This window comes from Flagellimonas hymeniacidonis (genome assembly GCF_008040165.1).
Classification (GTDB): domain Bacteria; phylum Bacteroidota; class Bacteroidia; order Flavobacteriales; family Flavobacteriaceae; genus Flagellimonas; species Flagellimonas hymeniacidonis.
On sequence record NZ_VRUR01000001.1, the window covers coordinates 538,238 to 558,968 of the forward strand.

The 20,731-nt window shown below is 38.8% G+C and carries 13 protein-coding genes and 1 pseudogene; 11 read left to right on the forward strand and 3 right to left on the reverse strand.

The window, feature by feature from the left end:
- Nucleotides 1–9 precede the first annotated feature (9 nt).
- The 8 genes and pseudogenes from FVB32_RS02420 (at nt 10) to FVB32_RS02455 (ending at nt 12,211) form a co-directional block, all read left to right on the forward strand.
- A pseudogene (locus FVB32_RS02420) lies at nt 10–1,757 on the forward strand (LamG-like jellyroll fold domain-containing protein).
- Nucleotides 1,758–1,816: 59 nt separating this feature from the next.
- Nucleotides 1,817–3,193, forward strand: coding sequence for a glucoamylase family protein (locus FVB32_RS02425; RefSeq protein ID WP_147740996.1), 1,377 nt, complete (start codon nt 1,817–1,819; stop codon nt 3,191–3,193).
- On the forward strand, nt 3,186–4,550 hold the full coding sequence (locus FVB32_RS02430) for a glucoamylase family protein (protein WP_147740997.1): 1,365 nt from the start codon (nt 3,186–3,188) through the stop codon (nt 4,548–4,550). Before FVB32_RS02425 ends, FVB32_RS02430 begins: the two co-directional genes overlap by 8 nt.
- A gap of 43 nt (nt 4,551–4,593) precedes the next feature.
- Nucleotides 4,594–6,318, forward strand: coding sequence for a family 43 glycosylhydrolase (locus FVB32_RS02435; protein ID WP_147740998.1), 1,725 nt, complete (start codon nt 4,594–4,596; stop codon nt 6,316–6,318).
- Nucleotides 6,319–6,388: 70 nt separating this feature from the next.
- On the forward strand, nt 6,389–8,611 hold the full coding sequence (gene bglX, locus FVB32_RS02440; protein WP_246139855.1) for a beta-glucosidase BglX: 2,223 nt from the start codon (nt 6,389–6,391) through the stop codon (nt 8,609–8,611).
- A 6-nt stretch (nt 8,612–8,617) separates the two neighbouring features.
- On the forward strand, nt 8,618–10,246 hold the full coding sequence (locus FVB32_RS02445; protein ID WP_147741000.1) for a sulfatase family protein: 1,629 nt from the start codon (nt 8,618–8,620) through the stop codon (nt 10,244–10,246).
- A 727-nt stretch (nt 10,247–10,973) separates the two neighbouring features.
- Nucleotides 10,974–11,936, forward strand: a complete 963-nt coding sequence (locus tag FVB32_RS02450) for a fatty acid desaturase family protein (protein WP_147741001.1) — start codon at nt 10,974–10,976, stop codon at nt 11,934–11,936.
- Nucleotides 11,937–12,016: 80 nt separating this feature from the next.
- The gene (locus FVB32_RS02455; protein WP_147743389.1) at nt 12,017–12,211 is read left to right on the forward strand and encodes a cold-shock protein; all 195 of its coding nucleotides are present in this window, start codon (nt 12,017–12,019) and stop codon (nt 12,209–12,211) included.
- Nucleotides 12,212–12,970: 759 nt separating this feature from the next.
- Here the strand turns inward: FVB32_RS02455 and rsgA are convergent.
- Genes rsgA through FVB32_RS02470 form a run of 3 tightly spaced genes read right to left on the reverse strand, consistent with a single transcriptional unit; the run spans nt 12,971 to nt 15,288 of the window.
- The gene (gene rsgA, locus FVB32_RS02460; RefSeq protein ID WP_147741002.1) at nt 12,971–14,038 is read right to left on the reverse strand and encodes a ribosome small subunit-dependent GTPase A; all 1,068 of its coding nucleotides are present in this window, start codon (nt 14,036–14,038) and stop codon (nt 12,971–12,973) included.
- A gap of 55 nt (nt 14,039–14,093) precedes the next feature.
- Nucleotides 14,094–14,525, reverse strand: coding sequence for a hypothetical protein (locus FVB32_RS02465; protein ID WP_147741003.1), 432 nt, complete (start codon nt 14,523–14,525; stop codon nt 14,094–14,096).
- A 34-nt stretch (nt 14,526–14,559) separates the two neighbouring features.
- Nucleotides 14,560–15,288, reverse strand: coding sequence for an MBL fold metallo-hydrolase (locus FVB32_RS02470; RefSeq protein WP_222707942.1), 729 nt, complete (start codon nt 15,286–15,288; stop codon nt 14,560–14,562).
- Nucleotides 15,289–15,685: 397 nt separating this feature from the next.
- Here FVB32_RS02470 and FVB32_RS02475 point away from each other — a divergent pair, with 397 nt between their 5' ends.
- The 3 genes from FVB32_RS02475 (at nt 15,686) to FVB32_RS02485 (ending at nt 20,445) form a co-directional block, all read left to right on the forward strand.
- Nucleotides 15,686–16,024: a PadR family transcriptional regulator gene (locus FVB32_RS02475; protein WP_147741005.1), complete on the forward strand. Its 339-nt coding sequence runs from the start codon at nt 15,686–15,688 to the stop codon at nt 16,022–16,024.
- A 7-nt stretch (nt 16,025–16,031) separates the two neighbouring features.
- The gene (locus FVB32_RS02480) at nt 16,032–18,668 is read left to right on the forward strand and encodes an ABC transporter permease (protein ID WP_222707943.1); all 2,637 of its coding nucleotides are present in this window, start codon (nt 16,032–16,034) and stop codon (nt 18,666–18,668) included.
- Between the two features lie 340 nt (nt 18,669–19,008).
- The gene (locus FVB32_RS02485) at nt 19,009–20,445 is read left to right on the forward strand and encodes a serine hydrolase domain-containing protein (protein WP_147741006.1); all 1,437 of its coding nucleotides are present in this window, start codon (nt 19,009–19,011) and stop codon (nt 20,443–20,445) included.
- Nucleotides 20,446–20,731 lie beyond the last annotated feature (286 nt).

The window sequence follows — 20,731 nt, forward strand, 5'->3', positions numbered from 1 at the left end:
TTGGTGGTCATGTTTTTATATGGCTGTGACCAAGGAATTGATGGTATCACTCAAGTAGATCCGGGAGCTGATGCTTCTGCACCTCAAGTAACTATTAATTTCCCCTTGGAAGGTACCACGATCAAAGTGCTGGAAGCAATAACATCTATCACTGTGGATTTTGAGGTGACCGATGATATTGAAGTAGCCAAAATAGATGCACTTTTGGACGGTAAAAATATTGGAAGTTTAAACAGTTTCAAGGACTATCGCCGTGTTTTAATAGATGACATTACCTATGATAACCTAGCCGATGGCGATCACCAGTTCACGGTGAATGCTACGGACATTGATGGTAAAACAACCTCTGTAACCGTAAATTTTATCAAAGAACCTGCCTATGTACCGCTCTATGCGGGTGAGATACTCTACATGCCCTTTAACGGGGATAATTTTGATTTAGTAGGCCTCAGACCTGCTACGAAAGTAGGCTCCCCTGGGTTTTTAGGGGAAGGTTTTGTAGGGCTGGATGCCTATGCTGGAGCAGCGGACTCCCATTTAGAACTTGCTACAGAAAACATGCTTTCTGATGAATTCAGTGCTGTGTTCTGGTACAAAGTCAATGCAGACCCAAATAGAGCCGGTATTTTGGTTATTGGGCCTCCAGACACAGAACGTGTTGGTTTCCCGGAAACCCAAAATCTAAGGACAAGTGGCTTCCGCTTCTTTAGGGAAGATGCAGGAGGGGAACAACGTTTTAAGCTTAATGTAGGTCGCGGTGATGGAGAATCTTGGTTTGATGGTGGGGATGCAGCCGATATTCCTGCAGATGCCGGATGGACACATATCGCCTTTACCATAACACAAAGTAGGGCGACAGTGTACATTAATGGAGAAATTGTAAGTCAGGGTGATTTCACAGGTGTGGACTGGACCGATTGTGACCTACTCTCAATCATGTCTGGTGCCCCCCGTTTTACACAATGGGGTCATCTTTCAGATTTGAGCAATATGGATGAGCTTCGCATGTTTAACAGGGAGCTTTCACAGGGAGAAATTCAAAATATCATGACAACCGAAGCAGGTGGTTTCGTCGGTACATTTGAAGGTGAAATGTTCTATATGCCTTTTGAAGGTGATAATACTGAAATGTTTAAAGATATTGAAGCTACCGCTGTGGGTACACCCTCATTTGCTGGTGAAAGTGCAGCTGGTAGTGATGCGTATGCTGGTGCCGCCGATTCTTATTTGACATTTCCTACGAACGGATTAACCACTGAGGAGTTTAGTGCCACCATGTGGTATAAACTCAATGCAGATCCAGATAGGGCTGGAATCCTAGTTATGGGTCCACCAGATACAGAAAGGGCAGAATATCCAGATATTCAGAATTTAAGAACTAACGGTTTCCGCTTCTTTAGAGAAGCAGGAGGGGATGGACAGGTTTTTAAGCTAAATGTAGGCAATGGAACAGGAGATAGCTGGTTTGATGGCGGAGCAACCGCTTCTATACCTTCAGATACCACAGACTGGGTTCATTTGGCCTTTACTATTTCCAGTACAGAATGGTCGTCTATATAGACGGCGAAGTAGTGGCACAAGGAGATTTTACTGGAGTAGATTGGACTGGTTGCGACATACTGTCCATTGGCTCAGGTGTACCAAGGTTTAATCAATGGAATCACTTATCCGATTTAAGTTACATAGATGAATTACGATTGTACAACAAAGCACTATCACAAGGAGAAGTGCAAAGTGTTAGAAATTCAGATCTGTAATTCAATTTTACAATGAAGGAACAAAATAGATTATTTGAATTAGTTAGTTTTTATTTCACATGAGGTTAGTTTTAATTTCAGTTTTATTGGCTGTTGCATCTATAGTAGCGGGGTGCAATGGCCAAAAAACTTCTAATGAAAAAGCGTTAGTTGCTCAAAACAATGTTAAGTCCACCATTTCTGATGAAGAATTGATGGACATGGTTCAACGACAAACCTTCGAGTATTTTTGGAGCGGTGCAGAACCCATTTCTGGCCTCGCGAGAGAGCGAATCCATTTGGACAACATCTACCCAACACATGATAAGGATATCATTACCACAGGAGGTTCTGGCTTTGGTCTTATGGCCATTTTGGTTGGCGTAGAACGTGGATTCATCAACAGACAACAAGCCTTGGAACGTTTTGAAAAAGCTGTCGATTTTCTAGCTTCTGCAGATCGGTTCCACGGTGCTTGGCCCCATTGGCTCCTGTCCAACGGAAAAACCACACCCTTCAGTACCAAAGATGAAGGTGGAGACTTGGTGGAAACCGCTTTTTTAATTCAGGGATTGTTAACAGTAAAACAATATTTCAAAAACGGTAATGAAAGAGAACAAAAACTGGCTCAAAAGATTCAGAAGCTTTGGGAAGAAGTAGAATGGGATTGGTATACAAAAAATGGTGAAAATGTTCTTTACTGGCATTGGAGTCCCAACTATGGATGGGAAATGAATTTCCCAGTCGGCGGATATAATGAAGCCCTAATTATGTATGTTTTGGGAGCATCGTCTCCCACCCACCCGATAAGGAAAGAGGTTTATGTACAAGGATGGGGAAGAAATGGAGATATCGCAAAAAGTATCATGTACTATGATTTGGACACCGAGTTAAATCATTATGAACATGATTCCTCACCAGTTGGTCCTTTATTTTGGGCACATTACTCCTATTTAGGACTAAATCCAAAAGGACTTACCGATCAATTTGGCGACTATTGGAAACTCAATAAAAACCATGCCCTTATCCATTACAAACATTGTGTAGAAAATCCAAAAAAATATAAAGGTTATGGTGAAAACTATTGGGGATTGACCTCTAGTTATTCCGTTGATGGTTATGCCGCGCATAGACCAAATAAGGATCTCGGAGTTATATCGCCTACGGCAGCGCTTTCATCCATGCCTTATACCCCTAAGGAGAGCATTAAATTCCTAAGACATTTATATGTGGACCAAGATAGCTTGATTGGCAAGTTTGGTCCCTTTGATGCCTTTAGTCATGAAAAAAATTGGTTTCTACCTAGATATTTAGCCATAGATCAAGGCCCTATACCCGTTATGATTGAAAACTATAGGACCGGATTGCTCTGGAAGTTGTTTATGGCGAATAAAGATGTTCAGAAAGGTTTGAAAAAATTGGATTTCCAAAGTCCTTATTTAAAAGCGGATGAATAAAATTTTTCTTTTTGTTGTAGTCACTTTTTTACTTTTTTCATGTGGCAAAGATGATTACACCTACACTCCAGATGATAATACAGGGGAAATCCCTGATGAAATCCCTCAGATTTCGGATGACGAATTGTTAACGCTCACTCAAAAGGAAACCTTTAAATATTTCTGGGATTTTGCCGAAAGCAATTCAGGTGGGGCCAAGGAAAGGTATCACCCAAACGACCCAACACGCGACGCTCAAGTGGTTACCTCAGGAGGTACTGGATTTGGATTAATGGCCATTTTAGTTGGCATTGAAAGAGGTTTCATAACAAGAAGTGAGGGCATTGAACGGCTATCTATTCTGCTTGACTTTTTAGAAACGGCTGATCGGTTTCATGGAGCCTGGTCGCATTGGATAAATGGCGCTAATGGTTCCGTCATTCCATTTAGTCCAAATGATAACGGTGGAGACTTGGTTGAGACCGCATTTTTGACCCAGGGATTAATTTGCATCAAAGAATACCTAAAGGATGGTACAGATGAAGAGAAAGCATTGTCGCAAAAAGCAGATGACCTTTGGAAGGGAGTGGAATGGGATTGGTATACACAAAACCAGGATGCGCTGTACTGGCATTGGAGTCCAAACTTGGGTTTTGCCATAAATCTAGAACTTAAAGGATACAATGAAGTTCTGATTGCCTACATTCTTGCAGCGGCTTCACCGGATTATGGTATTGCAAAAGAAGTGTATACCAATGGATGGGCTTCCAACGGAAATATTACCAGCCCTAATAACAAATATGGATTTCCATTATTGGTAAGACATGCTGGCTCACAAGAATTTGGTGGTCCGCTGTTTTGGGCTCACTATTCATATCTGGGTTTAAACCCTAAAAACCTGACGGACGATTATGTCAACTATTGGGATGTCAATGTAAATCATTCTAAAATTAATTATAGTTACTGTGTTGAAAACCCAAAAAACTTCAAAGATTATGGCGAAGATTGTTGGGGACTTACCGCAAGTTATACACGCAATTCTGATGGCAGCTTGGGCTATAATGCCCACCATCCAGCAAATGACACCGGTGTAATCTCACCAACAGCAGCAATTAGCTCCATACCCTACACACCCACTGAATCCATAAAAGCGCTGCGTCACTTTTATACTAAAAAAGAAAAGCTTTTAGGACCAGCAGGATTTTATGATGCCTTTAGCCCAGGACATAATGATTGGGTAGCTGAGGCTTACTTGGCCATAGATCAAGGCCCAGAGATTATTATGATTGAAAATTATAGAACTGGGCTATTGTGGAACTTGTTCATGCAGAACGATGATGTACAAGCCGGTCTTGATAAATTAGGTTTCAACTATTGAAATAAGTTGATATGATTGTAAAATCCCAGTTTAAGATTTGACCATGAAGAATATTTGCAATACATATTGTTTTCTTTTCCTATGCTTGTCATCTGCACTTATCGCTCAAAATAGACAACAAACCTATTGCAACCCAATTAACTTAGATTATACCTACATGATCTATAATGCCCATAAAAATCTATCATATCGCTCAGGCGCTGATCCCGCAGTGGTCAAATTTCAAGATGAGTACTACATGTTTGTAACTCGCTCTATGGGTTATTGGCATTCTTCTGACTTGACCAATTGGAAATTCATTACTCCTAAACAGTGGTATTTTCAAGGATCAAATGCCCCAGCGGCATTCAGCTATAAAGATTCTGTGTTGTATGTAGCAGGTAATCCGTCAGGTTCAATGAGCGTGTTGTATTCCAATAATCCAAAAAAAGGGGAATGGAAAGCTACCCCCTCAATTTTGAGCAACTTACAAGACCCTGCTCTTTTCATTGATGATGATGGTGAGAGTTATATGTATTGGGGCTCCTCAAATAAGTTTCCAATACGCGCTAAAAAATTGGATCGATTAAACCGTTTTAAACCTTCAGAAAAAACACATGAACTTTTTAACCTTCAGCCAGAAAAACACGGTTGGGAACGTTTTGGAGAAAATCATTCTGACACTATTTTAAGCGGATATATTGAAGGGCCGTGGATGAACAAATACAAAAACAAATACTATTTGCAATATGCTGCACCGGGTACGGAGTTCAACGTATATGGGGATGGTGTTTATATAGGCGATTCCCCTTTGGGGCCATTTACTTATGCACCCAACAATCCCTTTTCTTACAAACCTGGAGGTTTTATCAATGGAGCTGGACATGGTAGTACGGTGTTGGGACCAGGAAATGTGTATTGGCATTTTTCCTCAATGGCAGTAAATGTAAATATTGGGTGGGAACGTCGTATTGGTGCATTTTCAACATTTTTTGATGATGATGGACTCATGCACAGTGACACCTATTTTGGGGATTATCCACATTATGCGCCATCGGCAACTGACAAGGAAGGACGTTTTAGAGGCTGGATGTTACTTTCTTATATAAAAACTGTAAAAGTTTCGTCCCAAATTGAAGGTTATGCCGCTAAAAATTTAGTGGATGAGAACATTAAAACCTTTTGGATTGCAAAGGAAAAAAACGATGAGCAGTGGATTGAAATAGATTTGCTCAAACCCTCTATGGTTCATGCCATACAAGTAAACTATAATGATTATAAATCCAATATGTATGGAAAGATTCCAGGATTATATCATCAGTATCAAATAGAAGGCTCTTTGGATGGCAAAAAATGGACGTTGTTGATAGATCGAAGCACCAATACAAAAGATGTTCCCAATGATTATTCTGAACTACGTACCCCTGAGAAAGTTCGATTCATTCGCTATAAAAATATACATGTTCCAACACCTTATTTATCCATTTCTGACATTCGGGTTTTTGGTAAGGGATACGGTAGAGCTCCAAAAACGCCTAAAAACCTTTCCGCTACCAGAAAAAAAGACAAAAGAGAGGCGATAATTACTTGGGATTTGGTCAAAAAAAGTCAAGGTTATAATATACTATGGGGTATAACGCCTGATAAATTGTATAGTTCTTGGTTAGTATATGGTAAAAACAGCTTAGAGTTAAAGTCCTTAAATACAGATCAGAACTATTATGTAACTATCGAATCCTTCAATGAAGATGGTATCTCAGAAAGGGTGACGCCAATTATTATTGAATAACACACAAAATTCAAATAAACATATGATAAAATATAGTGGAATGGGGTTGGCGATTATCTTCTCGTTATTGATGGTGCCTTTTGCATACGGACAAAATTCAATTCCAGAAGTAGAAGCCTTATTGGCAAAGATGACCTTAGAGGAAAAGATTGGGCAATTAAATTTACTTACACCCGGCGGAGGTATAGCAACGGGTGCTGTAGTAAGTAAAAATGTTGAACAAAAAATAAAAGCGGGTCAAGTTGGAGGTTTGTTTGGAGTATCTGGTCCAGATAGAATACGTATTGCTCAAGAGATGGCTGTAAACCACAGTCGTCTTAAAATTCCCTTGCTTATCGGTTCCGATGTAATACATGGCTATAAAACCACCTTCCCAATACCCTTGGGCACATCATGTAGTTGGGACACGGAACTAATCCAAAGAACGGCACGCATCGCTGCCATTGAAGCTACAGCAGACGGCATCAATTGGAACTTTTCGCCAATGGTAGATATTGCCAGAGATCCTCGCTGGGGACGTATTGCTGAGGGTGCTGGAGAAGATCCTTTCATAGGTTCCGCTATAGCAAAAGCAATGGTCAAAGGATACCAAGGAGAAGATATTTCAGCTGCCAATACCATGTTGGCCTGTGTAAAACATTTTGCCCTTTATGGCGCATCAGAGGCTGGTCGGGATTATCACACTGTTGATATGAGCAGAATTAAAATGTTCAACCAATACTTACCTCCGTATAAAGCGGCTGTTGAAGTAGGTGTTTTTAGTGTAATGACTTCCTTTAATGATATTGACGGGGTTCCTGCCACAGGAAACAAATGGCTGTTAAATGATGTATTACGAAACCAATGGGGTTTTACTGGTTTTGTGGTATCCGACTATACCTCTGTTAATGAAATGACAGCTCATGGTCTTGGAGATTTGCAATCTGTATCTACTCTGGCACTAAAAGCAGGATTGGACATGGATATGGTCGGAGAAGGTTTTCTTAGCACGCTAAAAAAATCCGTTGCCGAAGGCAAAATAACCGAAGCTGAAATAACAACGGCCTGTCGAAGAGTTTTAGAAGCTAAATACAAATTGGGGTTGTTTGATGATCCTTATCGATATTTGGATAGTAACCGCCCCAAAGAAAGCATTCTAACAAAAGAGCATCGTCAAACTGCAAGACAAGTGGCTGCTAAGTCTTTTGTATTGTTGAAAAACCATAATGACATTTTACCACTTAAAAAAGATAGTAAAATAGCATTGGTTGGTCCTTTAGCAGACAGCAGAAAAAATATGCTGGGCACTTGGGCTCCCACTGGGGATTCAGATTTGGCCATAACCGTTATGGAAGGATTTAAAAATGTAGCTCCCGAGGCCGAAATTACTTATGCAAAAGGAGCAAATATCTCTGATAATAACGAATTTGCAAAAAAAATAAATGTATTTGGCCCAAGAATTGAGATTGACCGAAAATCCCCAGAAAAACTTCTTAAAGATGCATTAATTGCAGCAAACAAATCTGACGTGATAGTAGCTGTAGTAGGTGAGGCTACAGAAATGAGTGGAGAAGCAGCCAGTAGGACTGATATTTCCATTCCAGAAAGTCAGAAAAAACTAATCAGGGCATTGGTTGCCACAGGTAAACCTGTTGCCTTGGTGCTCATGAGTGGTCGTCCATTGACTATTCCTGAAGAATTTGACTTCCCCGTAGCTATTTTACAAGTTTGGCATCCTGGTGTGGAAGCGGGAAATGCAGTTGCCGATGTGGTTTTTGGCGATTACAATCCATCAGGTAAACTTACAGCAACATGGCCCAGAAATGTTGGGCAAATACCGATTTACCATAGTGTGAAAAATACAGGAAGACCAGCATCTCCAAAATTTGAAAAATTCAAATCCAACTATTTAGATTCTCCGAACACGCCTTTGCTTCCCTTTGGTTATGGTCTTAGTTATACCTCATTTGAATATTCAAACCTGACTTTGAACAAGACTAAAATCAACCAAGATGAAACTATAAATGCAAGTATCACGGTAGCAAATACTGGCAACTACGATGGAGAAGAAGTCGTACAGCTGTATTTGAGAGATGTTGTCCGTAGCATTACCCCTCCTATGAGACAATTAAAAGGTTTTAAAAAGGTTTTTCTGAAAAAAGGAGAACAGAAAACGGTCACCATCCAACTATCACCTGATGATTTAAAATTTTACAATAGCGCTATGGAATTTGTTTCCGAACCAGGAGAATTTGAAGTTTTTATGGGCACGGATTCCAATTGCAACTTAAAACAGTCATTCATCCTAAACTAAATAAAGATGAATTGGAGGATAGGTGTTGCATGTTTATTCTATCTAATAATGTCGTGCAAGAAAAAAGAAAGCGACATCGTTGAACGAATCAAGCCTCCAAATATTATTTTTATCATGTCCGATGATCATGGAGCCCAAGCTATAAGTGCATACGGTCATGAATTAAGTCAACTTGCCCCAACTCCCAATATCGACCGATTGGCACAAAATGGAGTTCTGTTTAAAAACGCCTTCTGTACGAATTCCATATGTGGTCCTAGCAGAGCTGTTATCCTCACAGGAAAGCATAGCCATATCAACGGTTTTAGAATGAACGGAGATCGCTTTGATGGAAATCAAGCTACGCTTCCTAAATATTTGCAAGAGCTAGAGTATCAAACCGCCATTGTTGGAAAATGGCATTTGCATGGAAAACCTCAAGGTTTTGATTATTGGGACATTCTTAATGATCAAGGAAATTACTACAATCCAGAGTTTATAAAAGGAAGCGACACCACTGTGGTTGAAGGTTATGTGACCGATATCATCACCAAAAAGAGTTTGGACTGGTTAAGGCATACAAAAGTTACCGACCAACCTTTCTTTCTAATGATGCATCACAAAGCTCCTCACCGAAATTGGATGCCCGCTTTGCGACATGCCAATCGTTATGATTCAATACAATTCCCGCTGCCCGAGACCTATTTTCATCGTTTTGAAAATCAACAAGCGGCCAAGGAGCAAAAGCAAACGATTTATACCGATATGTACGAAGGGCATGACCTAAAGATAACCACTGCATATGGTAATACAACACTGGCACACAACCCATGGACCAATGATTTTGACCGAATGACACCAGAACAACGAAGCGAATGGGATAAGGCTTATTTAGATAAAAACAATGCGTTTCATAGTGATAACCTTCATGGCAAGGAGCTCGCCGAATGGAAAGGGCAACGTTATCTACAAGATTATTTATCAACTGTACTAGCTGTTGACGAAAGTGTAGGTCACCTTCTTGATTATTTGGAGGAAACTGGATTGGACCAAAATACTTTAGTGGTCTATACTTCCGATCAAGGTTTCTATTTGGGTGAACGTGGCTGGTTCGATAAACGCTTTATGTACGAAGAATCCCTAAGAATGCCCTTGTTAGCGCAACTACCAGGAAGAATAAAACGGGGAACAATCACGGATGCTATGGTTCAAAACTTAGATTTTGCACCTACCCTATTAGATTTGGCCGGAGGAACAAAATATATCGAGGAGATGCAAGGTCAATCATTTAAAACAGTGCTATACGGAACAGAAGCTGATTTAAAAGAGGCTATTTACTATCATTATTATGATTTTCCGGCTTTTCATATGGTAAAAAAGCAGTATGGAATACGTACCAAACGCTATAAATTAATCCATTTTTATGACGATATTGATGCTTGGGAATTTTACGATCTGAAAAAAGATCCAAGAGAGTTGTACAATGCAATTGATGATAATGAGTACAAGGACATAATTGCTAAAATGCACCAGAAACTGGACAGCTTACAAAAACACTATTTGGTAACTGAAAAGGAGTTTAAAACTTCAACAGAGGCGGAGGTGAATTATGCAAAAAAAGCTTTTAAAAGGTTAAGAGGTACTCCTATTGAATGAAAAAAACTATTTCGACATGATACTAATTCTGTACATGCTGAATGATGGCCAATGAAATAAATTACCTAGATAGCCAGAAATAAAAAGGAGACTTACTTTTATTAATTTAATACTATCTCAAAAACGCATTTTGACTATCAAAAAATAAGAGATAAAAGTAAATAGTTATAATTCTCAAGAACAGTTTATCTCGGGTAGCAATTACTTCCTTTTCATAAAAAATAGTAATAAACTACAAATTCATCCAAAACCAGCTTTTGTCTGTTATCTATATTGTATGTCGTAAAACATTGATTGTCAGTATTTAACATATAATTGAGGAATATTACACAAATTACAAGTATCTTTGTAAAGTTAAAATTCGGAAAGCTCCGATTAATCTTGTCTTCCCAGATTCAATATTCTTTTCCAGCTCTCTCTATTTTTCAGCAATAGTGCAAAATATTATAAAGCCAAATATAAGTTGGCGGCACTGGTTTGAACACTCATTTGTATTTAGAATGAATGTATTCCAAATGTCCCGAAACCTATTCAGGCTTTCCATAGTCCTTAAATCACATTTGTGAATTAGGATTTAAAAGACATCAATAGTATCAAAAATCCAGAATTTTCAGAAAGAACAAACTCTGCTTTTTCAAAAACATTGAGAAGCAGGGTCAATCAGTATTTCAAGACGAACAACGAGAGTAAACATGCGAACAAGAGCATGGTGGTTAAGACGATAGTAATGTTAACTGTATTCTTTCTGCCCATAGTCCTAATCAATATTGGTAGTGTTACTGTCCCATGGTTGCTTTTTGCTTTATATATGACCAGTGGAATTGGTATGGCCGGAATTGGTATGGGCATTATGCACGATGCCATTCATGGCTCATATTCCAAAAATAAAAAGGTGAATAAGTACCTAGGCTACACAATGAACCTAATAGGTGCGAATGCTACTGTATGGAAAATTCAACATAACGTACTGCACCATACTTATACAAATATAGAAGGAGCGGATGATGATATAAACGCACCTTTTTTCCTTCGTTTTTCGCCACATGCAAAAAAAAATGGCCTCCATAGGTTTCAATACCTATATATATGGTTCTTTTATGGCTTCTCTACAGTCTCGTGGGTGACTGCCAAAGATTTCATAAGACTGGTACGGTATAAAAAAATGGGGTTCTTAAATAAAAAAAATGAGTTCAGAAATGAACTTGTTAAAATCATAGGTTGGAAGCTATTATATTATTCCTATGCTTTGATTATACCACTATTAGTGGTTCCGATTGCCCCATGGATAATCATCCTTGCCTTTCTTAGTATGCACTTTGTTACAGGGTCACTTATCAGCATTGTGTTTCAGGTAGCACATATTATGCCCAACACCAAATTTCCTATTCCAGATGAAGATGGAATAATCGAAGGTGATTGGTTCACACACCAACTGGCCACAACTACCAATTTTTCACCCAAAAGTAGATTTTTTTCTTGGTTGATAGGGGGACTGAACTATCAAATAGAACACCACCTGCTACCCAATATCTGTCACATACACTATAAAAAACTATCAAATATAGTAGCCGATACCGCTAGGGAATATGGGATGCCCTATAATACAAAAAGAACATTTGCTGCTGCCATTATGGATCATATTGGCGTTTTGCGCAGGTTGGGGAAAATACAAGCCATTCCCGCACCATAGTAGTCCCAATTTAAATATTAAAAAAAATGAATATCATAAAACAAACATTAAATAAAATAGTAAACAATAAATATAAAGTAATGAAAGAAGGAACAGTAAAATTTTTTAATAGTGCCAAAGGTTTTGGTTTTATTAAGCCAGTAGATTCCGATGAGGATATCTTTGTGCACCAAAGTGGTCTTATCGACGAGATTCGTGAAAATGACAACGTAAAATTCACAGTGGAAAAAGGTCAAAAGGGAATGAATGCGGTAAACGTAGAATTGGCCAAATAAACCTCTTATTTTCCAGAAAAGTTAAAATGCCATCCCTTTAGGATGGCATTTTTTTAAACTCCTGTAATTTGAAAGCTGGTACCCATGAAAAACGAGAGGGCTTTAATGGAAAATAAAGTATGGGAACTTAACCTTCAGCGAAAGACAATTCTTAATGTGAAGGGCTTTTTAAACCATTAGCGAGGCGTTTTAAGAACGAATAACAGTTATATAAGGTAATTGACTTTAGAAGGGTGCTGTCGGCAGGTGAATCGAGCCAAAATTTTTAGTTGTCAAATAGTGTGTATCACGCATTTTATCTGCCTTGGCATAGTGTTAAACTTATCTTATTGATGTAACGTTTAGACTATCTTTACGTCTTATAAGAAGTGTAGATAAAGGCGTGTATTACGCCTATCACAAGTTAGTAAATAGAAAAGGAATTATGAAGCAGATAAAGAAAGAACTTCAAGACAACAATAATAGTATTGATAGGCCATTGACCCGCCATGAGAGCTGGAAAAATCACCGGAGGCACAATGCCTTAAAACTAATACGTTTTTCTTAAGGACGAGTAATGTTTAAAGGAGGGCAAAAGCCCTCTTTTTTGTTTTATTATATAAAATAATCATTAACGCCAGATTTCTATAGTTCTGTAAATTGGCCAGTTAATAGAACTCAGTCAAGAAAAAGAAGAGTCTCAAAAAACGTTAGTTTAATCAGACACTAGGGAAATCAATATTCAAATAGAAAACATTGAGATTGGGGATAAGGTTTGGTTCAAGTGTTTCCCTTGTATTTTTGATTTTTAAACTGTTTTATCATTTTTCCAAAATCCTTATCTTTTTTGCGTCTCTGGGCCACGGTAGATTCAAAATGTACTTTTTCCCGTTCCATCTTTAGATAGTTTTCATAGGAATCATGGTCAATATCACCCTTCTCGAGAGCTTCAACTACAGCACAGCCAATTTCAGTTGTGTGTGTACAATCCTTGAACTTGCAATGATTTGACAACTTTACGATGTCATCGAAGGTGATTTCAATTCCCGAGCTGGAATCCGTAATGCCGACTTCTCTCATTCCTGGATTGTCGATTAAAATCCCGCCATTTGCCAGAACGACCAGTTCCCTATGGCTAGTGATATGTCTACCCCTATCGATACTTTGACTTATGGCACCGGTATCCATTATTTCTTTACCACTTATCTTGTTCAAAAGCGTCGATTTTCCTACACCCGAGGAGCCCAGTAAACAATAGGTCTCACCTTTGTTTATTACTGCTTCCAATTTGTCCAGCCCAACATTGGATTCATTGCTTATGACTATCAACGGAACCCCATTGATTCGTTCGTTTATTTGATATAAAAGCTTTTTTAATTCTTCTTCAGATATAAGATCGATTTTGCTTAGCACTACTATAGGTTTTACCTTGGAAGCATTACAGATGGCCAAATATCTTTCCAGCCTGTTCATATTAAAATCCCTGTTCACCGACTGGACAATCAGGCCATAATCAATGTTCGTGGCAATAATCTGTACCTGCCCGGGTTTTCCGACCGCTTTCCTTTCAATTATTGAATGTCTTGGATAAATGGAATGGATCAAGGCTTTGTCCTCATCATATTCGGAAATGGCCACCCAATCCCCAACAGCGGGCAGGTCATGTCGACTTTCAGCAGTATATCGCAAATTGCCAATGAGTTCGGAATCAAATTCTCCGGCATCTGTTTTTACTACATACCTATCCTTGTGTTCGGATATAATACGACCCACATTGAATGCATCCAGCTTTTTATCCTTTCGATATTGTTCTAAATCGGAATTGTATCCTAATTCTACAAGTGTCATTTTTTATCTTCTTACTGTCGATTCTTTAACTTGACTTTCTAATACATTGAAATCTTCATTTGGCAGTCACCAAGGCACCTACTAGGTAAAGCAGGCCCGCCAATAACGAACCGAATGATAAAATAACAAAACGTAACGGACGAGCATGCTGTGCAAATTTCACAATATCTGAAGGAAGCATTAGCGCACGTAAAAGGTAAATGATTCCGATACCAATTAGTGCTACTCGCAATAATGGAAGTTGCCTGATAATACCCGCCCCTGAAAGTCCGTAAAATCCCCAAATGACGAACATGACAACCAGACCCAATGTAACCCATACAGTAAAAGATGAACCCTGCTCGTTAAGTTCAGTCAGCTTTGAAGCACCAAAATAACCATAAAGTTTTGGTCTTATCACAAGTACGATATGTAATAGTGCCACTAGAAAACTCAACACGCTACCTGCAACAAGAAGGTTCTTGCTTGACAAATACATATGTTCCATTTAAATTCTTCTTTTTGGTATTGGCTTTGTAATGCTACTCCAATATGGTAACCGTAATACCCTTATCTACCAGAGATTTGAATTTGGTTAAATCAGCCTTGTTTTTGAGTTCATAGTGCATTGGTATAACCAGCTTAGGTCTAACCTTATTGACTATTTTTGAAGCCTCATCAATATTCATCGTCAGCTTGTCTCCTCCTATAGGAACCATTGTTATGTCAACATCTTTAATTTTTTCCATTTCAGGAATGTAGTCGGTGTCCCCTGCATGATATATTCTGATACCATCCGCTAGCGTTAAAATATAGCCGACATTCTGCTTGGATTTTGGGTGTGCCTTTATCCATAAGAATACACTTTCGGTATTATATGCAGGTACCGCTTCACCATTTATGCCATCCATCTCAATACTGTCACCAGGTACTACAGTCCGTATGATATATCCTTTCTGGGAAAGCTTCTTGAAGACCTCTTTTGGGCATATAAAGATGGTTTCGGGTTTAACAATTCGCTCAATAGTTTTAAGGGAGTAATGGTCGGGGTGTGCATGGGTGATAAATATATAATCTGCCTTTCCTGATGTATCTGTTTCAATAGGATCTATATAAATCGTTTTCCCTCCCGATTCTATTTGAAAACTTGATGGAAAAAAATCCGACTTGTTCACCTTGATGGCCCCCCAAGAGGTTATCTTCAGGTTTTCATTGAATTCAATAGTTTGGGGAACGGGATTTCGTTTATCGCTCACACTTACTTTTACCATGGTACAGCTTTCAATTGTCGTTACAATAAGGAAGATAAATATCCAACGGAATCTTATAGGTTTTGTCCTTATTCCATCCATTTTTTATCAAATTTGATGGCAAAAATAAGATCTAAAGGGTATCCAGAAAATGATGAAAATCAGTTTGCAACTTGTTATAATCCTACTCCAAATCAAGTAAAAAAGTAAAGAACCACAGTATGTACCACAAACAGCTGTTTTAAGTTGCAAATTCAACTGCTAGATTACATCTTCCATTCCATTTATTACTATATTGTAGAATAAATCGAATTTTTATTTCTATATTAGTTCTACAATTTAGTACCATTTATTTTTCAATCTAGAAATATAAAGTGTCATTCCACGTGAATTGAACAAAAAAAATTATTGTCAAATTATGAAAGAAACGCGCTTAGGGGAATTCGAAGAAATCATCTTATTATTAGTGGGTATCCTGGAGAATGAGGCCTATGCTTTTAAGATTGCCGAGGAATTTGAATCCCAAACAGGGAAATCCGTTTCCATCGGGGCAACCCACTCCACTTTGGACAGACTATGCAATAAAGGATTTTTGACTTCCAAACTGGGAGAACCTACAGCAGTACGCGGGGGGCGAAGAAAACGAATTTACACCATTTCGGCAAGTGGCCAAAGGGCTTTGGAGGCATCAAAAAATCTTCGGATCTCCCTTTGGAACCAATATCCTGCATTTACAAAATTTACATTCCAAACATAAAAACAAAATGTCCGATAGAAGAAGTATGCCCCCAAAATTGGCAACCCGGCTGTTGAACTGGTTTGTCAAGGATAATCTGGTCGAAGAGGTTTCGGGCGATCTTGAAGAAAGATTTTATGAAGATGTAAGAAGAAAATCGACGTTCCGCGCCACCCTCAACTACTGGTACCAAGTGCTAAATTACCTAAGACCTTTTGCCATAAGGAAATCAATTTCGATTACAACTATAAATTATGCAATGCATAGGAGTCATCTAAAAATCGGGTATCGCAATATTCTAACCGACAAGTGGTATTCTATTATGAACATCGGTGGTCTTGCTTTGGGGATGGCCGCGACACTTCTTATAGGTATTTGGGTTTATGACGAACTTTCATATAATCAGAAGTTCGAAAACCATGAGACCATTGCTCAGGTAATGCAGACACAGGCCTTTAGTGGGGAGGTAAAGACCAGTGTCAACCAACCAATGCAATTGGCCCCTGTTCTTCGAACAGTTTACAAAGATCATTTTAGCCATGTGGTAACGAGTTCTTTTATAAACAATGAACTTTTGACAGTGGGCGAGAATGGTAAGACCAAGATCTCCCGCTTAGGAAACTTTATGGAACCTGGCATTGCGCATATGCTATCCCTTCAGATGTTAAAGGGGAGCAGGGATGCACTTCAAGACCCTACGTCAATGCTATTGTCCGAAACTACGGCAAGGGCCCTATTCGGGAATAAAAATCCAATGGGTCAAAACGTACAGATCGGCACTGCAATGGAAGCCCAAGTGGCCGGAGTTTATAAAGATCTTCCTCAAAATTCTGATTTTGCAGACCTTACTTTTATTGCACCTTGGCAACTGCTGAAGACTACAGCTAATTTTGAGAATCGCGTAGGCTGGGGCAACAATTGGTTCCAGACCTATGTACAATTATCGGATGGTGCAAATATTGACGAGGTATCTACCTTGATCAAGAATGTGAAATACGATAATATTAAAAATGAAGGGGATTCTGGAGAAGCGCATACAAGACCTGTCATTCATTTACATCCTATGAAAAAATGGCATCTGTACTCCCGTTTTGAAAATGGCATAAATACAGGTGGGGCCATAGGGCGGGTGTGGATGTTCGGAATTATCGGTGTTTTTATTCTTTTGTTGGCCTGTATCAATTTTATGAATCTTAGCACGGCCAAATCGGTTAAAAGGGCGAAGGAAGTAGGTATCCTAAAAACTATTGGATCGTTAAAAAATCAATTGATTTCCCAATTTCTGGGCGAATCTTTCCTAGTAACCTCTATGTCTTTTGTGATTTCTTTGATTTTAGTTTTGATAGGCTTGCCATTTTTTAATAATCTAACGGACAAGACGATGGCAATTCCATATGCGAATCCCTTATTTTGGGTGTCATGTCTGTTCTTTGTCTTATGTACGGGATGTATTGCCGGAAGTTATCCGGCTTTTTACCTTTCATCTTTCCGACCTGTAAAAGTGTTAAAAGGGACTTTTAATGGTGGTCAAGGCGCTTCAAACCTTCGAAGGATATTGGTAGTCTTCCAGTTTACCATTTCCGTGGTACTTATTATCGGCACTGTCACCATTTATAGGCAAATACAGCATGTAAAGGAAAGACCCATAGGCTACGATAAGAACCAGCTGCTATATGTTCCTATAAACGGTCCGGAAGTTCGTGACCGTTTTGAAACAATCCGCAACGAACTTTTACTATCCAACGATATAAAGGAAGTAGCAGCTTCCGATGTCCTGGTTACAGGAACCTTTATTACCAATAGCGGCTTTGACTGGAAAGGAAAAGATCCTGCAATGAGCGAAGAATTCAGTACCCTTCGATCTACTCATGGCTTTGGGGATATGATCGATTGGGAAATCAAGGACGGGCGGGACTTTTCACGTGATTTTAAAAGTGATTCCCTAGCCTTTATCATAAACGAGACAGCGGCTAAATATATGGGGCTTGAAAATCCAGTAGGAGAAATGGTAAAATGGGGAACTATGGGCTCTTTTAAGGTTGTTGGTGTGGCAAAGGACATGGTAACGCGTTCACCCTATGAACAAGTCAAGCCAACAATTTTTACTTTGCATTATGGTGGTTTTCTGAATTTCATCAACATAAAAATCGGTAAAGGGAATAATACCAAAGAGGCATTAGCACATATTGAAAAAGTGTTTAATAAATATGACCCCAAAAGCCTATTCACCTATAACTTTTTAGATGATGAATATGCCCGTAATTTCATTGATGAAGAACGCATGGGGAAATTAGCCACCTTTTTTGCACTGCTTGCCATTTGCATAAGTTGTCTGGGCATCTTAGGTCTTTCGGTCTTTGTAGCGGAACAGAGAACCAAGGAAATAGGGGTCCGAAAAGTGCTTGGCGCGTCGGTTTTAAGTTTATGGAAATTACTGTCCCGGGATTTCGTCGTACTGGTCTTTATATCCTGCTGTATCGCTATCCCTGTTGGTTATTATTACATGAATGTATGGATTCAGGACTATAACTATCGTACCGAACTAAATTGGTGGATCTTTGTGGCGGCGGCTATAGGCACTTTGGCCCTTACACTTTTGACCGTAAGCTTCCAATCTATCAAAGTCGCAATCAACAACCCTGTTGAAAGCTTGAAAACAGAGTAGGTCTTTGAATCGGTATTTCAGTAAAAAAAGCAAGAAGGTCTGCAAAACTATGAACAGAATTCTTTAAAACCAGAGTCTCATAAAACCAACGTTTTTGGAATACCGATAAATGAAGAACAAAGTTTCCGAACACCAACAATTAATAGCAGTTTACGGGCAGCCTATTCTCAGGTAAGGTTAAATCATAAATACAAATTAAGATTTCCCAATACCATATATACAGTCCTGGTGTCCAAATACAAAAAAACACAACAAAATCGTTATTTAAATCGCTAGTTTTAAATAAGTTGAACACCTCTTCTCATTGACAATTGTTCAACTTTATCCTAAACAGTTTTAAATGAAAAATTTGTCCTGTATATTTCTAATCCCCCTTTTAGCACTTTTTGTTTTTGTGACTTGTAAGGAGACCACAGAAAAGACGAAAACACAGCATGGTGCGAAAACAGAACTTCAATTTAAAATTGATTCAATCGGCAAAAGCTATATCGATGATGGCACGGTTTTGGGCTTTTCAATTGCTGTGTTGCAAGAAAACGATACGTTGTATAATGGCGGTTTTGGACATTTGGATACCGCCCGAACAAAACCCATTACCCCAAAAACCATATTTCTCCTGGCCTCTATTTCAAAGCTTGTCGGGGCAACAATGGTAATGAAGCTGGTCGAGGAAGAAAAACTTTCGCTGGAACAAACATTGTATGAATTATTACCAGACTATCCCAATGCCGAACAAGCACAGAAAATAAAATTGCGTCATCTTCTTTCCCATACCTCAGGACTTGCCGAATATTCCGAAGTCATAGACAGTGTTTATGTTAAGACAAGAGTAGCTCCTACTAAAAATGATATCTATGCTTTCTTAAAAGACAACGAATCCTTGTTCGAGCCGGGCGAAAACTATTGCTATAACAATTCAGGATTTCTATTAATGGGGATGATAGTTGAACAAGTAACCGGCAACAGTTTTCAAAGTGAACTGGATCGCATTATCAATACGCCTACCGGACTCCATTTAAAGTTAATTGCTGAAAATACCCATAATACGAACATGTCGCCCTATTATGAACTGCATGGCGAAAGAATGGTAAACGAACCGCATTGGACCTGGATCAAAGGCGATGGCGGTATAACCACTAGCGCTATTGAGTTGGCACATTTTCCATTTAAATGGGCAAATGGCGACATAATTTCCAGAACGTCCTATCGGCAGATGATCACTCCTACAATCTTAAGCGACAGTATTGAGACGGGTTATGGCCTTGGTGTAAGAAAGGGAACTTTAGAAGGGTATCCTGTACACGGTCATACCGGGGGCCATAAAACAACAAAATCAAAAATGGTATTTTTCCCGGACAAGAAACTAAGCATTGTGGTTATGGTCAACACGGACAATACTCCTACACATGCGAACAAGATTTTTGGAGATATTGTGTTGGCCGTCTTAGGCAAAAAAATGCCCGACTTCAGTTCGGTAAACAAGGAAAATGATGACCTCGCCAAGTTTGAGGGCACATATCAAGTTCCAGGAGGAAAGGGTCCTAGGACCATACGAATTGTTTTTAATGAGCAAGATTTCCATTTATACTATCGTTTTGGTGACAATGATACTGAAGGCGAAAAGATGTATCATTTAGGAAAAGGCGAGTTTTGGATAGAAAGATGGCCTTTGGACCGTGTTGTTTTCAATATGGACCACAATGACCAGGTACGTGCATTAAGGGAGTATTACTATGGATTTTATGTCACATTAAGAAAAAAAAACAGAATAAACTAAAATTTGATTATCTCGGAACAAAGTCAAATTGCATAGTTCTTTTGAAGTAATTATAGCTTTTTTTGCCATTGTACTTGTTTTACTAAAGTCTTATAAAGTGAACGTTTAGCTAGACCATTTCTAAGGCATTTTTATTCGATTGCAATTAGGGTTTGATACTATTTGGTAATCCCGAAGATTAAAAGCATGTAAGCGAATTTTCAGAGACAGTCAAGAATATTAAATATACTAGGTTACCCTTTAAAATACAAATAAGCAAAAATAATGTGTACGATAACATAAAAAA

Bases quoted from the DNA above. Each gene is read 5' to 3' on its own strand.
- FVB32_RS02450 (WP_147741001.1), top strand. From the start codon at position 10,974: ATGTTAACTGTATTCTTTCTGCCCATAGTCCTAATCAATATTGGTAGT.
- FVB32_RS02425 (WP_147740996.1), top strand. From the start codon at position 1,817: ATGAGGTTAGTTTTAATTTCAGTTTTATTGGCTGTTGCATCTATAGTA.
- FVB32_RS02445 (WP_147741000.1), top strand. From the start codon at position 8,618: ATGAATTGGAGGATAGGTGTTGCATGTTTATTCTATCTAATAATGTCG.
- FVB32_RS02435 (WP_147740998.1), top strand. From the start codon at position 4,594: ATGAAGAATATTTGCAATACATATTGTTTTCTTTTCCTATGCTTGTCA.
- FVB32_RS02475 (WP_147741005.1), top strand. From the start codon at position 15,686: ATGAAAGAAACGCGCTTAGGGGAATTCGAAGAAATCATCTTATTATTA.
- FVB32_RS02430 (WP_147740997.1), top strand. From the start codon at position 3,186: ATGAATAAAATTTTTCTTTTTGTTGTAGTCACTTTTTTACTTTTTTCA.
- FVB32_RS02480 (WP_222707943.1), top strand. From the start codon at position 16,032: ATGTCCGATAGAAGAAGTATGCCCCCAAAATTGGCAACCCGGCTGTTG.
- FVB32_RS02485 (WP_147741006.1), top strand. From the start codon at position 19,009: ATGAAAAATTTGTCCTGTATATTTCTAATCCCCCTTTTAGCACTTTTT.
- FVB32_RS02465 (WP_147741003.1), bottom strand. From the start codon at position 14,525: ATGGAACATATGTATTTGTCAAGCAAGAACCTTCTTGTTGCAGGTAGC.
- FVB32_RS02455 (WP_147743389.1), top strand. From the start codon at position 12,017: ATGAAAGAAGGAACAGTAAAATTTTTTAATAGTGCCAAAGGTTTTGGT.
- FVB32_RS02470 (WP_222707942.1), bottom strand. From the start codon at position 15,288: ATGGTAAAAGTAAGTGTGAGCGATAAACGAAATCCCGTTCCCCAAACT.
- rsgA (WP_147741002.1), bottom strand. From the start codon at position 14,038: ATGACACTTGTAGAATTAGGATACAATTCCGATTTAGAACAATATCGA.
- bglX (WP_246139855.1), top strand. From the start codon at position 6,389: ATGGTGCCTTTTGCATACGGACAAAATTCAATTCCAGAAGTAGAAGCC.